This window comes from Streptomyces sp. NPDC027962, from assembly GCF_055566095.1.
The window spans coordinates 41,363-54,828 of record NZ_JBVHTA010000014.1 but is presented as its reverse complement, the minus strand read 5'-3'; the positions used below and the strand labels follow the sequence as shown (position 1 = coordinate 54,828).

The 13,466-nt window shown below is 69.9% G+C and carries 12 protein-coding genes and 4 pseudogenes; 12 read left to right on the top strand and 4 right to left on the bottom strand.

All coding sequences use genetic code 11. From position 1 onward, the window contains the following. Positions 1 to 173: 173 nt before the first annotated feature. Entirely contained in the window at positions 174 to 2,084 is a 1,911-nt protein-coding gene (locus tag ACZ4SA_RS15765) for an NAD-binding protein (RefSeq protein WP_468274387.1), read from the bottom strand. Between the two features lie 324 nt (positions 2,085 to 2,408). Between ACZ4SA_RS15765 and ACZ4SA_RS15760 the strand changes: the two genes are divergently transcribed. The 5 genes from ACZ4SA_RS15760 to ACZ4SA_RS15740 all read left to right on the top strand — a co-directional run bounded on the left by ACZ4SA_RS15760 (position 2,409) and on the right by ACZ4SA_RS15740 (position 8,215). Beyond that, positions 2,409 to 2,633, top strand: a complete 225-nt coding sequence (locus tag ACZ4SA_RS15760) for a hypothetical protein (RefSeq protein ID WP_468274384.1) — start codon at positions 2,409 to 2,411, stop codon at positions 2,631 to 2,633. A gap of 369 nt (positions 2,634 to 3,002) precedes the next feature. Further along, positions 3,003 to 4,538 carry an alanine/glycine:cation symporter family protein gene (locus tag ACZ4SA_RS15755; protein WP_468274381.1) on the top strand — a complete coding sequence of 512 codons (1,536 nt, stop codon included), beginning with the start codon at positions 3,003 to 3,005 and terminating at the stop codon, positions 4,536 to 4,538. Between the two features lie 226 nt (positions 4,539 to 4,764). Then, on the top strand, positions 4,765 to 6,072 hold the full coding sequence (nhaA, locus tag ACZ4SA_RS15750; RefSeq protein WP_468274378.1) for a Na+/H+ antiporter NhaA: 1,308 nt from the start codon (positions 4,765 to 4,767) through the stop codon (positions 6,070 to 6,072). Between the two features lie 456 nt (positions 6,073 to 6,528). Further along, positions 6,529 to 7,779, top strand: a complete 1,251-nt coding sequence (locus tag ACZ4SA_RS15745) for a cation:proton antiporter (RefSeq protein ID WP_468274376.1) — start codon at positions 6,529 to 6,531, stop codon at positions 7,777 to 7,779. Then, entirely contained in the window at positions 7,766 to 8,215 is a 450-nt protein-coding gene (locus ACZ4SA_RS15740; protein WP_468274373.1) for a CBS domain-containing protein, read from the top strand. The genes ACZ4SA_RS15745 and ACZ4SA_RS15740 overlap by 14 nt, the downstream gene beginning before the upstream one ends. A gap of 253 nt (positions 8,216 to 8,468) precedes the next feature. Here the strand turns inward: ACZ4SA_RS15740 and ACZ4SA_RS15735 are convergent, their stop codons facing one another. Then, positions 8,469 to 9,386 carry a universal stress protein gene (locus ACZ4SA_RS15735; RefSeq protein ID WP_468274370.1) on the bottom strand — a complete coding sequence of 306 codons (918 nt, stop codon included), beginning with the start codon at positions 9,384 to 9,386 and terminating at the stop codon, positions 8,469 to 8,471. 255 nt (positions 9,387 to 9,641) lie between these two features. Between ACZ4SA_RS15735 and ACZ4SA_RS15730 the strand changes: the two genes are divergently transcribed. From ACZ4SA_RS15730 to ACZ4SA_RS15720, 3 genes are read left to right on the top strand one after another with little or no spacing between them, the layout of a single operon-like run. Next, positions 9,642 to 9,782, top strand: coding sequence for a hypothetical protein (locus tag ACZ4SA_RS15730; RefSeq protein WP_468274368.1), 141 nt, complete (start codon positions 9,642 to 9,644; stop codon positions 9,780 to 9,782). Further along, entirely contained in the window at positions 9,782 to 10,342 is a 561-nt protein-coding gene (locus ACZ4SA_RS15725) for a PRC-barrel domain-containing protein (protein WP_468274367.1), read from the top strand. Before ACZ4SA_RS15730 ends, ACZ4SA_RS15725 begins: the two co-directional genes overlap by 1 nt. A 29-nt stretch (positions 10,343 to 10,371) precedes the next feature. Then, the gene (locus ACZ4SA_RS15720) at positions 10,372 to 10,779 is read left to right on the top strand and encodes a PRC-barrel domain-containing protein (protein WP_468274365.1); all 408 of its coding nucleotides are present in this window, start codon (positions 10,372 to 10,374) and stop codon (positions 10,777 to 10,779) included. 116 nt (positions 10,780 to 10,895) lie between these two features. Here the strand turns inward: ACZ4SA_RS15720 and ACZ4SA_RS15715 are convergent, their stop codons facing one another. Continuing rightward, a complete protein-coding gene (locus ACZ4SA_RS15715; RefSeq protein WP_468274363.1) occupies positions 10,896 to 11,303 on the bottom strand; it encodes a RidA family protein in 408 nt (135 codons plus the stop codon). A 138-nt stretch (positions 11,304 to 11,441) separates the two neighbouring features. Between ACZ4SA_RS15715 and ACZ4SA_RS15710 the strand changes: the two genes are divergently transcribed. Further along, positions 11,442 to 11,822 carry a winged helix-turn-helix transcriptional regulator gene (locus tag ACZ4SA_RS15710; RefSeq protein WP_468274582.1) on the top strand — a complete coding sequence of 127 codons (381 nt, stop codon included), beginning with the start codon at positions 11,442 to 11,444 and terminating at the stop codon, positions 11,820 to 11,822. Between the two features lie 165 nt (positions 11,823 to 11,987). Further along, a pseudogene (locus ACZ4SA_RS15705) lies at positions 11,988 to 12,345 on the top strand (GTP-binding protein); the annotation flags it as partial. Positions 12,346 to 12,359: 14 nt separating this feature from the next. On the opposite strand, the pseudogene ACZ4SA_RS15700 reads toward ACZ4SA_RS15705, so the two are convergent. Beyond that, positions 12,360 to 12,587: pseudogene (locus tag ACZ4SA_RS15700) on the bottom strand (MFS transporter); the annotation flags it as partial. Between the two features lie 11 nt (positions 12,588 to 12,598). On the opposite strand from ACZ4SA_RS15700, the pseudogene ACZ4SA_RS15695 reads away from it, so the two are divergent. Next, positions 12,599 to 13,090, top strand: a pseudogene (locus tag ACZ4SA_RS15695) (Rossmann-like domain-containing protein); the annotation flags it as partial. Further along, positions 13,077 to 13,460: pseudogene (locus ACZ4SA_RS15690) on the top strand (pyridoxal-phosphate dependent enzyme); the annotation flags it as partial. The pseudogenes ACZ4SA_RS15695 and ACZ4SA_RS15690, both read left to right, overlap by 14 nt. Between the last annotated feature and the right edge of the window lie 6 nt (positions 13,461 to 13,466).

The window sequence follows — 13,466 nt, the reverse complement described above, 5'->3', positions numbered from 1 at the left end:
GGGTCCTCCGCCGTCACGTGACGTCGCCTCCGCGGCCGGCGTCGGCAAGAGGCATGGCACGGGCGGCCGTGGTGATGACGGTGGTCGTCCGGGGGCACCGTCCAGGCCACGGTCTTCGTCCTCCGCGGGGACCGCAGGCCGGCCGATACGCGGCTCTTGGCGTCCTTGACGGGTCAGCGGTCGCGCGGTTCGGGGCCGGCGCCGGCGGGATGTCTCCCCAGCAGTTCGGCGAGACCGCGGCGTGTGGTGGCGATGACCACGCGATCCTCCGGGCGCAGCACGTAGCCGGGGTGGAGGTCCCACAGCAGTTGCGGCTGGTCGCCGTCGTGGTGGGTGGAGGCGAGGTCGGGGCGGCGTGCTGCGGGCGAGGCCGTGTCGAGGGCGAGTACGCGCCAGGCGCCCGGGTGGAACGCCTCGGAAACGGTGCGTCCCTCGAACTGGGGGTGTCCGGAGACGAGCAGGGCGGCGAAGAGGAGGACTTTGCGTTCGACGGGGATGGCGCCGAGGATCTGGCGGCCCATCATGGCGCCGGCGAAGGCCGGGGCGGCGAGATGGGTGACGCTACGGCTGCGCGTGAGGGCGTCGGGGTGCGCGGTGCGCAGGGTGCGGTAGACGGCGGAGGCGAAGTCGTCGTCGTACAGGCGCAGGGCCACGCGCAGATCGGCCTTGACGGTACGGGCGTGGAGCGCGGCCTCCAGATTGGTGGTGTCGGAGCTGGTGAGGGCGAGCAGGGCGTGCGCACGGTGGATCTTGGCGGCTTCCAGGGCGCCCTCTTCGGTGACGTCTCCGAGGACGACCGGCACGTGGAGGCTGCGGGCGAGGGGGATGCCGCGGGCGTCGGGGTCCTCCTCGACGCAGACCACCGGGATGTCGAGCTCTCGCAGCCGGGTGAGGACACGGCTGCCGACCTTTCCGAGGCCGAGCATGACGACGTGGCCGGACAGTCCCCGCGGCGGGCGGCGCAGTGTGCCCGCGTCACGGAAGGTGCCCATTGCCTCCAGTGCTCCGGCGACGAGCAGGGGCAACAGGGCGAGGCCGACGAGCCCGGACAGGAGCTGGAGAACCTGGTTGGTGACTGACCCTTTGATCGCCGGGTCGTTGATCGAGAACAGGTCGAGCAGTGTGATGTAGGCGGCGTGCACCGGGTCGGCGTCGGTGAGCAGGGTTGTGGTGAGGGTGAGGGCGAGGACGGCGGCGACGATGCCGGCGAGCGCCCATCGCAGGCGGCTGGAGAAGAGTTCGCGCAGCGGCGCCCCACGGCGGGCCAGACGCCGCGCGGGCAGGGCGGGGCCGGCGTACCGGACGGTCTCCAGGACGACGCTGCCGCGCCCGGTGCCGCTTGTCACGGTCCGGTCGTCGGGCAGGAGGAGAGGGCCTTGTGGGCCGCTGGCCTCCGAGCCTTCGGCGCCCGCCGGGTCGGCGGTGGTGGACGACAGCAGTGCCAGGGTGCACAGGCCGGGGTCCGGCATCTCACCGCGTCCGGGCGGGGGACGTTCGGCCGCGCGCAGGAGGACGCCGTCCGCCTGGACGACCTTGCTCGTTCCGGCGACGGCGGTGGCGGCGAGGGCGGGGGCCGCGGTGTCCGCGTCGGACAGGACGGTCGCGGAGGCGTCGAGGACGGCCCGGTCCATGCCGGGGGAGTGCGCGAGCGCCGCCTGGTCGAGCAGTTCCTCCAGGTGCTGGCCCAGCTTGCGGTTGTACATGCGGACCACGAGCCGGAGCCCGGGGCTGAGCCGGCGGGCGGCGAGAGCGGCCCGCACGTTCGTCTCGTCGTCCTCGTACAGCAGCGCGAGCGCGGTCGCCCGGTCGACCCCGGCCCGCAGCAGCGCCTCCTGCGTCGGAGCCTGCGCCGTCATCACGTGTACGGGCACCACCGTGCCGCCGCTCGTCGTGTCCGCCGGCACCGCGACCGGCCCGCCGGTCCGCTCCTCGGCCCATTCGCGGGTGACGACCAGGACGACCCGCTGACGGTAGACCTCCCGGAGCTCGTCGGCCAGGCGGGGCGCGAGCCCGTCGTCGCCGCAGACCACCATGTGCCCAGCGGCGCGCGCCTCCGCGTTCCCCTGGTGCGGCAGTGCCGCCATGTCTCCCCCTGTGACGTTGTGGACGTACGGTTCCCGATCACCGGTCTGCGCGGGGCGAACGGCCTTGCTGCCGGCCTGCCTGCCCGGGTGCTCGGCTCCGCGAGGGCGAGGGTCATGGGCCCAGCGCTGTCTGCCGTCGGGAGCATGGTTCCACCGACCAGTGCTTCGATTCACTGCCGGAGTCCGGCAGTCTTTACGTGTTTTCAATGCCGTCACCGTCAGGTCGTCGGCCGGACGGGACGGAGGCGGTGCCCGTTGGATCGCGCTCCGGTGAGCCGGGAAGTCCGGTCGGCACGGTCTTCCGCCAGCCCTGGAGTTCCCGGCGTGCCTGTCGCCCTGCTGTTCCTGGCGCTGTTCGCGCCGGCCTGGCGTTCGGCATCGCTCTGGGTGTCCGTGCGTGGCGGCTCCCGCGCCTGCTTCTGCGGGAAGGCGCGGGACGGTGTTGCCCGCATCGCTGCTGTGCGGCGCGCCGACGGCGAGCGTCGGCCGAGCCCGGGGGAACGGCTGTCGCCGATCAAGGGTGACACGACGCGCGGGACAGGGCACTGACAGGTGCGCGAGCCCATAAGCTACTGACCAGTCGAAATAGATGCCCGTTGAACGGATATAGGTGTCCGGATAACGGTCGTGTCACGCTCGCTGCGGCTTTTGAAGATCACCGTACGTGATGTGATCTGTATCACCTCACGTTTCGGTGTTGCCGTGATAGGAATGCGCAACTTCGCAGGTGGCACCACCCCTCGCCATCCTGCGGGGCGCCGGGCACGTACCCGGCAGTACGACCGAGGTGATCACGCTCCGAGTCCGCGGGCGCGACCCCCCCCGGGTCGCCGATCGGACAACGGCGTTCGCTCCAAGACCGCACATTCACCGGCGTAGCCTTCCCGCGCGCCGGCCCTGCGTCACGAGGTATCCACCGTGTCACTCGACTCCATCACGCAGTCCGTCGACGAAGCCGTCAGCGGATTCTTCGAGCCCATAGCCAAGTGGCTCGGAGACATCGTCTTCTACTCCGTTTCCGTCGGCGGAACGGACCTGCCCCTCATCGTCGCCTGGCTCGTCGTCGCCGGTCTGGTCTTCTCCGGCTGGTTCGGGCTCGTGCAGGTCCGCAAATTCCGTCTCGCCGTCGACGTCGTGAGAGGGAAGTACGACGAGAAGGGGTCGGCCGGCGAGGTCAACCACTTCCAGGCCCTGACCGCCGCCGTCTCCGGAACGGTCGGCCTTGGCAACATCGCCGGTGTGGCCGTCGCCGTCTCCATCGGTGGCCCGGGCGCGACCTTCTGGATGATCCTGTGCGGCCTGCTCGGCATGGCCACCAAGTTCGTCGAGGTCACGCTCGGTGTGAAGTACCGCGAGGTGCACGCCGACGGCACCGTCTCCGGCGGCCCGATGCACTACCTGCCCAAGGGCCTCGCCGAGCGCTTCGGCAAGAACGGCAAGACCCTCGGCAAGGTCCTCGCGGTCCTCGCCTCCTTCATGGTCCTGTTCTTCGGCCTCTTCGGCGGCAACCTCTTCCAGGTCAACCAGTCCTACGCCCAGCTGGTTTCCGTCACCGGCGGCGAGGACGGCCTCATGGGCTCCTCCGCGGGCGCCTTGTTCTTCGGCATCCTGATCGCCGCGCTCGTCGGCATCGTGCTGCTCGGCGGCATCCGCTCCATCGCCAACGTCACCAGCAGGCTGGTCCCGGCCATGGCCGGCATCTACATCGTCGCCTGCCTGGTCGTCATCCTGGTCCACGTCACCGCGGTCCCGGCGGCCGTCAGCACGATCATCGAGGGTGCCTTCAACCCGCAGGGTGTCGCCGGTGGTGTGCTCGGTGCGCTGATCGTCGGCTTCAAGCGGGCCGCCTTCTCCAACGAGGCCGGACTCGGCTCGGCGCCCATCGCGCACTCCGCGGTCAAGACCAAGCACCCCGCGAGCGAGGGCCTGGTCGCCCTCCTCGAGCCGTTCATCGACACTGTCGTCATCTGCACGATGACCGCGCTGACCATCGTCATCGCCAACCCGGCCAGCTGGGCCGAGGCGCGCGCGGGCGAGTCGATCGGAGGCGTCACGATCACCTCCGACGCCTTCGCCACCGTCATGCCGTGGTTCCCGTACATCCTCACCTTCGCAGTGATGCTGTTCGCCATCTCCACGGTGCTGACCTGGGGCTACTACGGCCTCAAGTCGTGGACGTACCTCTTCGGCCGCAGCAAGGCGAGTGAGGTCATCTACAAGGTCGTCTACACCGTCTTCGCGGTCGCAGGCTCCCTGCTCACGCTGCAGACCCTGATCGACATGGCCGACGCCGTGCTGTTCATGCTCGCGGTCATCAACATCATCGGCCTCTACCTCCTCGCCCCCGTCGTCAAGCGCGAGCTGAACTCCTTCCTCGCCTTCGTGAAGAAGCGCGAAGCGGGGACGCCCCCGAAGGGCGACGAAGACCAGGAGCCGGTGACGACCACCGTCTGACCGCCCCCGCGGCCCGGTTCCCGAGCGGGCCCGTGCACACCTCGCGCCTTGGTGTGGACGGGCCCGCTTGCGTGCGTTTCAGCAGGTGAGAACCCCACTGGTGGGATCAGGTGAGGGTCGATAGGGTTCAAAGAACGCGTCAAATGCGACGCTGGTGTGCCGGGAAGTCTGGTCGGCGTCCGAGGGCCCGTGTGCCCAAAAGCCGAACGCCCCGGAGGCTCACTCCATGACGCAGACCCGCCCGCGCGACCCGCTCTTCGGCGTCCTGCCGTGGCCCGAACGGCAGGCCATCTCCGAAGCGCTTCGTACGGAAACCGTCGGCGGCCTCGTCCTCCTCGCCGCCGCCGTCGTCGCGCTCGTCTGGGCGAACAGCCCCTGGAGCGACGTCTACGAGTCCATACGGGACTTCCACTTCGGCATACCCGCCCTGGGCCTCGACCTGTCCGTCGGGCACTGGACCGCCGACGGGCTGCTCGCCGTGTTCTTCCTCGTCGCCGGCGTCGAGCTGAAACGCGAACTCGTCGTGGGCGAGCTGCGTACGCCGGCCACCGCGGCTCTCCCCGTCATCGCAGCCGTGTGCGGCATGGCGGTACCGGCCGTCCTTTACATCGCCACGGCCGCGGCAGGGGACGGAAGCCTCAAGGGCTGGGCCGTGCCGATGGCCACCGACATCGCCTTCGCGCTCGCGGTCCTCGCCGTCATCAGCACCCATCTGCCGTCCGCTCTGCGGGCGTTCCTGCTGACTCTGGCCGTCGTCGACGACCTCGGTGCCATCCTGATCATCGCCGTCTTCTTCACCTCGGGGCTCAACTTCTGGGCGCTGGGCGGAGCGTTCGCCGGACTCGTCCTCTTCCACCTCCTCCAGCGATTCCGCGTACGGGGCTGGTGGTGGTACGTGCCGCTCGGGCTGGCGATCTGGGCGCTGATGTACAACTCCGGTGTCCACGCCACCGTCGCGGGCGTCGCCATCGGCCTCATTCTGCGTACCACCCGTGACAAGGGTGAGAAGGCATCGCCGGCGGCCCGGGTCTCCCACCTCGTGCATCCCTTCTCGGCAGGCGTCGCGGTGCCGTTGTTCGCCCTCTTCGCCGCCGGTGTCACCATCTCCGGTGCCGCTCTGACCCAGGTCTTCACCGACCCCGAGCCGCTTGCCGTGCTGATCGGCCTCGTCATCGGCAAGATCCTCGGGATCTTCCTCGGCACGTACCTCGCCGCGCGCTTCACAAGAGCGCAGCTCAACCCCGACCTCGCCTGGGCCGACGTGTTCGGGATCGCGGCCTTGGCCGGGATCGGGTTCACCGTTGCTCTCCTCATCGGCGAACTCGCCTTCCCGGACCCTGCGGAGGCCGAGCACGTCAAGGCCGCTGTCCTCATCGGCTCCCTGACCGCAGCCGCCCTTGCCTCGGTGCTCTTGCGGCGCCGCAACCGCCTGTACCGGCGTCTGTGCGAGGAAGAGGAACGGGACGAGAACGCCGACGGCATCCCCGACATCTACCAGACCGGCGTGCGGCCCGGCGACGCCGCACGCGGCTAGGGAGACGCCATGGAAGCCGCACTGCTCGGACGACCATGGTTCTCGCCATCCAGGTCATCCGCACCGCCGTCCGCGAACTGAGAGTGCCCGGCAGCGGACGACATCAGTGGGCGTGCCTCCGAGACCGTCGGGCTCTGGGCGCAGGTGCAACCACCCCGCTCGTCCTCGGGGCGGCCGGAGGGGCGTTCGCCGGGCCGACGATCCCGCCCCGGGCGTACTGGCCGGGCTGCTCGTCGCGTTCACCGTCGCCCGGCCGAGCAGATGCGCTGATGGCCTGAGGACCCTTCCCCCCACCGGCGAGGTGATTTCCGCGTTCCGGCAGCCGAAGGTCTGTCCGGTTGCCCGTCACGGACCTGTCACTGCCGCGTGAGGAACGTATAAGGTTCGTACCGGTGTGCCGGGAAGTCTGGTCGGCGAACAAGGGACACGTCTCTTCGTCGATCGGGGATTTCTGCCATGCTGCTCGTCGCCGTCTTCGGGGCCGCGCTGCTCGTCGCCGTACTCCTGTCCGGGCTCGCCGCCCGCACCGTCCTGTCCACCTCGCTGCTCTTCCTGCTGGGCGGGGCACTGGTCAGCGACGGCTTCCTCGGGCTGATCCACATCACGCCCGACAGCGAGATCGTGTCGGTCACCGCCGACCTCGCGCTGTTCGCTGTGCTGTTCACCGACGGGATGCACGTCTCCTTCGCCAAGCTGCGGGCCAACTGGCGCAATCCCGCACGCGCGCTCAGTCTGGGCATGCCGCTCGCCTGCGTCGGCATGGCTCTCATCACCCACTACCTGGTCGGCCTGGACTGGACGACGTCCTTCCTGGTGGGAGCGGTCCTCGCGCCGACCGACCCCGTGTTCGCCTCAGCGATCGTGGGGCGCAAGGAAGTTCCGGCCCGGCTGCGTGAACTCCTCAACGTCGAAAGCGGCATCAACGACGGACTCGCTCTTCCGATCGTCCTCGTCCTCATCGCCGCCGCCGGCCCGACCTCGCCCCACGCCGAGGCGTCCCTCGGGAAGATCGGCCTGGAGCTGGGGCTGGGTCTCGCGTTCGGCGTCGTGTTGCCGCTGCTCGTCAACGGACTCGTACGGGTACGGTTCCTGGGCGCTGAGGCGAAGCTGCAGCCGCTCCTGCCGCTGGCCATCGGCATCATCCTCTACGCCGCCTGCCATCTCACCCACGCCAACCCCTACCTCGCCGCGTTCTCCGCGGGCGCCGTCCTCGCGGCCGTCTCGCCGGAATCCCAGAAGGCGTTCGAGCCTTTGGGGGAGTCGCTGGCGGAGCTCGCGAAGTTCGCCGCGCTGCTGGTGTTCGGCGCGCTGCTCACCCCGCAGCTCTTCGGGGACCTGTCCCTCGGCGGATACGCAGCGGTGATCCTGGCGATCGTCCTGATCCGGCCCGCGTCGCTGCTGCTCTCGCTGGTGGGCACGAAGCTCGACCGCAGGGAGAAGCTGGTCGCGGCCTGGTTCGGCCCGAAGGGCTTCGCCTCGGTCGTCTACGGGCTGCTGGTCCTGCAGGCCGGAATCCCCCAGGGCAAGGAGGCATACACGCTGATCGCCGTATGCATCGCCTTCTCGATCATCGCCCACAGCAGCACCGACGTCCCGATCGCCCGCCTCTTCCACGTCGACGACCTCGTCGACACCGGCACTCCACCCCAAAGCCGTCCCGCAGACGACGCGACGACCACCGAGGCCCTTCCCCATGCGCGCACGTGACCTGGCCTGGCCCTGCACGCCTGTGCACCCGGATGCGCCGTGGAGGGAGGCCGCGGAGCTGCTGGTCCGTGAACGGGCCCCGGCGGTCGTCGTGGCGAGCGAGGACGGGCACCCCCTTGCCGTCGTTCCCGCGACACAGGTCCTGACCGCCGCTCTGCCCAGAGCCGTACGCGAGGACCCGCTCCTCGCCGCGGTCGTGGGCGAATCGCTCGACCATGACGTACGGGGCAGGGCAGCATCCCTCCGGCTCACCGACGTGCTGCCCAAGCGGCCGCCCACGCCGGCCGTCGTGAGCCCCGATGCCTCGCCCCTCCAGATGGCCGCGCTCATGGAACGTACCGGCAGCCCGTTCGTCCTGGTCGTCGACTACGAGGACGACCGACCCCACCTCCTCGGCACCATCGACGCGTTGACGCTGGTCCAGTACTTTCTCTGACCGGCGCACCTGACCGGCACGCGGGCCGACCCGTCAGTACGCCAGTCCTTTCGGCCTGCTCCTCGAGCAGATCGACCCCTCCGACGGCTCCGTTCCCGGGAACTTCCCGTTTCCCGGGAACTTCCCGCAAGACCTCCACGTCGGTCTGCTGTCCAGCGCCGTCGTGCTCGCCCGCACCCAAAGCGGTGTGCGGCGGGAGCCGCCCACACACGCATGGTTCGGGCAGCCGATCGCGTGCGAACCGCGCCTGTCGTCACGCCGGCGGACCCGACGAACCCACACCCCCCCGATGCACGGTCGGCACCACGACGACCGGACACACGGCCGTGCGCAGCGCCTCAGCGCTCACCGAGCCGAGCAGCAGCCGCTTCAGCCCGGCGCGGCCGTGGGAGCCGACCACCAACAGGCTCGCGTGCTGCGAGGCATCCACCAGGGCGTGCCCGGGTCGGCGCCGCTCGACGCGCGACCGAATCTTCAGGTCTGGATGACGGGAACGGTGAGGGGCCAGCACCTTCTCCAGCGCCTCCTGCGCTCTCCTCAAAACCGCCTCGCGGTCCCCGATCAGGGGCCCGGCGGGCCCGGTGCTGAGGAGGTCGGGCCGCGTGGACGCATAGACCACGTCGAGGGCGGCGCTGCGGGAGTCGGCCGCGTCGAGCGCGAACTCCATCAGACCTGACAGGAGGTCGTGCACATCGACACCCACCACCACCCGGTTCTCCTTCGGCTCGGCGCTCTCCCCGGGCCCGACCACGAGGACCGGGCACTCGGCGTGTGTGGCGACCTGGAGACTCACTGAGCCGAGCGCCAGCCGAGAGAACCCACCACCGGCACGGTGACCGACAACGATCAGTGACGCCTCGGCAGACCGTTCGATGAGCGCCGGCACGGGGGACCCGGACACCAGGTCCGGTACGATCTCCAGCCGAGGAAACTGCTGGGAGACGGAATCGGCGAACGGTGCGATCACACCTTCCGCACGTTCCACGTACGTGGCGGTCGTGTCGAGGGCTTCGGCCGATCCCGCGGGCAGCGGCCACTCGACCGCGTGCAGGATGTGCAGGGCCGTCCCGCGGCGAACCGCCTCTTCGGCGGCGTGGTGGACGACCCGCCCCTGCTCATGGGTGTCAACGACCCCCACCACCACCGGGCCGGCCGTGTGGTGAACGTGCACAGCCACCTCCTCTCCCGCCGCGGGCCCGGATCCGACGGTCCTGGGGCCCTTGCGGTGCGGCTCGGGACCTGATGCGGGCTCGTCTCCATCACACCCGGCAGCCGCGACCACCGGCAACCGGTGATGTCTGCCCCGGAGAACCAGCTGCTCGGTGCGCCTACGGACTTCGTCCCGTGTTCGAGGTTCCCGAGACCGGGCAGAATCCGGAAGGGAGGGTTCCGGTCGGACTCTGTTCGAACCTCGGAGGTGTGGGCCATGGAATGGTGGGTCTGGCTCGTCCTGGTGCTCGCCGTACTCGCCCTGCTCGCCTTCTCGGCGCTGGCCGTACAGGCACGGCGCCGCAAGGGCCGGGTGATCGCCGGTGGAAGGACTCCGCACGGCAAGGGCGGCCTGTGATGACCGGCTGTCTTCGGGCAGGTGAGATCGCCGGCAAGCCTGTCGTCACGCTGGGCGGCGACGACGTCGCGCAGATCAAGGACATCGTGTTCGACAGCGACAGCGGCACCATCCGCTGCTTCACGCTCAGCGGCCGGGGAATGCTCGCCGGTCCACTGAAACGTGTCCTGCTGTGGCAGAACGTGCACGCACTGGGCCCGGACGCTGTGATGATCCGCGACGAGGCCGCCCTGGACGACGACGCTGCCGCACGCACGGAAGCGGATGCGGGTGGGGACGACGTGCTGGGGGCCCGGATCATGACCGAGGGCGGCAGGGATCTCGGCAGAATCACGGATGTCGTCATCGAGCCCGGGGAGACGGCACGGGTCGTCGGCTACGAGATCGACTCCGCCGCGGAGGCAGGAAGGCTGCTGGTCCTACCGGTGGTCCGGCCGTTGTCCGCGTCCGCGGAAATGGTCGTGGTGCCGGAGGTCACCGTCGAGTACGCCGCCGGTGACCTCGTCGGCCTGCCCGCCGCCGTCGAATCCCTGCGCAATCGACTCACACAGGAGAAGTGATGCTGTTCGGTCATGCCCGGAGTCGGAGCGTGGTCAGTGTCTCCGGCGCCGAGACCGTGGGCACGCTCGCGGCGTGCACCGTTGCCGCTGCCCCGGCTCGCGTCGCGGGCTTCCGGCTCAAGGCCAGAGGCCGGGGCGGCCATGTGCTGCTCTGGGACGACATCCTGGCCTTCGGGGCCGATGCCGTCACCATCCGCGCTGCCGAGGATCTGCGGGCCGAGAGGGACATCGACCCCGCAGACCCGGCCCACAAGAGCCACGATCCGCTCGGCAAACTCGTGCTGACCGAAAGGGGCGAGGCGTTGGGCACGGCCGACGACATCGACTTCGACGAGGCGACCGGGCGCATCCGCCGACTGCTCACCACCGAGGCGGAGATCAGCGGCGAGCGGATCCTCGGCACCGGCCTCTTCGCCGTCGTCGTCGGCACCGACTGACGGACTACTCACGCGGGTTCGGTAGGCGCCGCCGGGTTCGAAGGAGAACGTGCCGTCGGCGCCCATAGTGCCTTGCTGAGGGCGATGGGTTCGTTGCTCGTGAAGTGAATCCTTGTTCAGTCGAGGACTGCCGTGGCTTCGATCTCGACCAGATGGTCGGGTACGTCCAGTGCCGCAATGCCCAGCAGCGTGGCCGGCGGTACCGGAGTGACCCCCAGCTTCGCGGCCGCCCGGGTGATCCCTTCCATGAGCATGGGCATCTTGTCGGGGGTCCAGTCGACGACGTAGACGGTCAGTTTCGCCACGTCGTCGAAGCTGCCACCGGCCTCGGCCAGGGCAGTGGAGACGTTGAGGTAGCACTGCTCGACTTGTGCGGCGAGGTCACCTTCGCCGACCGTGACTCCCTCGGCATCCCAGGCGACCTGCCCGGCGACGAAGACCAGCTTCGACCCGGTCGCGATCGACACCTGCCGGTAGGCACTGATCTCCGGCAGTCCGCCGGGGTTTACCAGGGTGATGGCCATGTTGCCTGTCTCCTTGTCCTGAGAGCCCGCGGGCTCGTTTCCACCAGCGGGGTCAGTTGTCTCTTGTGGTTACTGAAGAACCATAGGAGAGTGATGGCTGACCTGGAAGAACGCACTTTTCAGTGACTGGGGAACCTTATAGTGACCAAGCAGCTCAGGGGATCGTCCGAGGAAGCGGACCTGATGCGCGCGGACTCCCTCGCCAGGGAAATCTTCTCGGACGTCGCCAACAAGTGGGCGCTCCTGATCATCGAGGTCCTCGGTGAGCGCACCCTGCGGTTCAGCGAGTTGCGCAAGGGGATCGAGGGCATCAGCCACAAGATGCTCACCCAGAACCTGCGCATGCTGGAGCGCAACGGCCTGGTCGAGCGGACCGTTCACCCCACCGTGCCACCGCGGGTCGAGTACAACCTGACCGAGCCGGGCCAGGCCCTGCGCGTGACGATCGACGGCTTGTGCGACTGGACCCACCGGTACCTGGGCCACATCGAGTCCTCCCGTCGCCGCTTCGGCGCCTGACCGCGGATCGCTCGTACGCCAAGCCGCCGACCGGACATCCCCGGGCACGGCTCCCTTCCGCCTCGGCCGCCACCCGGATGCCGAGGCGGGGAGGCTCCCGCAGGATGCGTTCGAATCCCTGATCGCGGAGGCAGTCCGCTGGGAGGCGGAGACGGGCCGGAAACCGACATCGCGCAGATCCGGATCGACGCAGCACTGGTGCGTGGCGGCGAGGCCGCCCTCTCACGGACCGAGGAACGCCTCGTCGAGATGACCAATGGGTGCATCTGCTGCACCCTGCGCGACGACCTGCTCGAGGAGGTCGACCGGCTCGCGCGCGAGGACCGCTTCGACTACCTGCTCATCGAGTCCAGCGGCATTTCCGAACCGATGCCCGTGGCCGCGACGTTCGGCCTTCCCCCGCGACGACGGCGCCACCCTCGGCGACCTGGCCCGCCTCGACACCATGGTCACGGTCGTCGATGCCGCAAACTTCCTGCCGGAACCGGGGGGCGGGGACGGGCCCGTGGAGCGGGGGCTCGACGGGGCGGTCCTTCGTCAGCCCGTCGTCGCCGGGGCGGTCCGCGTGAAGTGGCGGGCGGTGGGCGTCGCCAGCGCCGCCGCGGCCGGTACCAGGAAGCAGGCGGCGGCGCACACCGCGAGCACGGCCGTGACCCCGAAGGCGTCGATCGCCGGGGCGATCAGGGCGAGCCCGACCGGCGCCAGGCCGTAGGACACCAGGAAGTCCAGCGAGGAGACGCGGGCCAGCTTCTCCGGGGCGACCTCGCCCGCGTCGCCGGCGCCCATCTCGGCCTGGACGTCGAGCCGCGGCCCCCCGCTGGTGGACTCCGCACCGTGGGGCCGCCGAGGCGGGCGACGCCGAGCCTGTCATCCTCCCCACCGGTACCCCGGAGGTCCGGGCGAAGGCCCGGGACGCCGCCATCGCCGGCCTGCTCTACATCGAGGACGGTGCCAAGGTCGGCCTCATCGGCGTCGTCAACCCGCTGGTCGCGGCGATCCGCGAGCGCGGCGGGGAACCGCAGCCCTGCGACTTCAACCTCAAGGCCACCCAGTGGGGCGACCCCGTCACCGACGACATGCATCAGGTGCTGGACCGCGCCGAGGCCGTCGTCGCCACCGGAATGACCCTGAGCAACGGCTCGTTCGACACCATCCTCGAGCGCTGCCGTTCCCGCGGCAACCCTCCGATCGTCTACGCGCAGACCGGCAGCGCCGTCGCCCGCGCCTTCCTCGGCTCGGGCGTGACCGCCCTGTCCGCGGAACCGTTTACAGGACAGCTCCAGCGGCATTTACGCGTACGCGCTCGCCCTGGCCTGCCACCGGTACGGCATGCGCTGTCACATCGTCGGCTCGACCACGGTGGACCGCACCCTGCGGACCCAACTCGCCGTGCTCGGGGCAACGCTGGAGCAGATGGAACCGTGCAGCGACCTCAAGCTGGACCAGAAGCGGCGGGTGGAGCGGATCCACGAGATCCTCGCCGAACACCCCGAGTACCACTGGATGCGGCAGTACCACGACGACGTCCACTACCTCGGCTACCGCGCGATCGCCGACCGCATCCTGGAGGCGACCGGCGCGGACGGGCTCACCGTCGTAGGCGGTGTCGGGTCCGGCGCGTCCACCGGCGCCCTCGCGGCCACC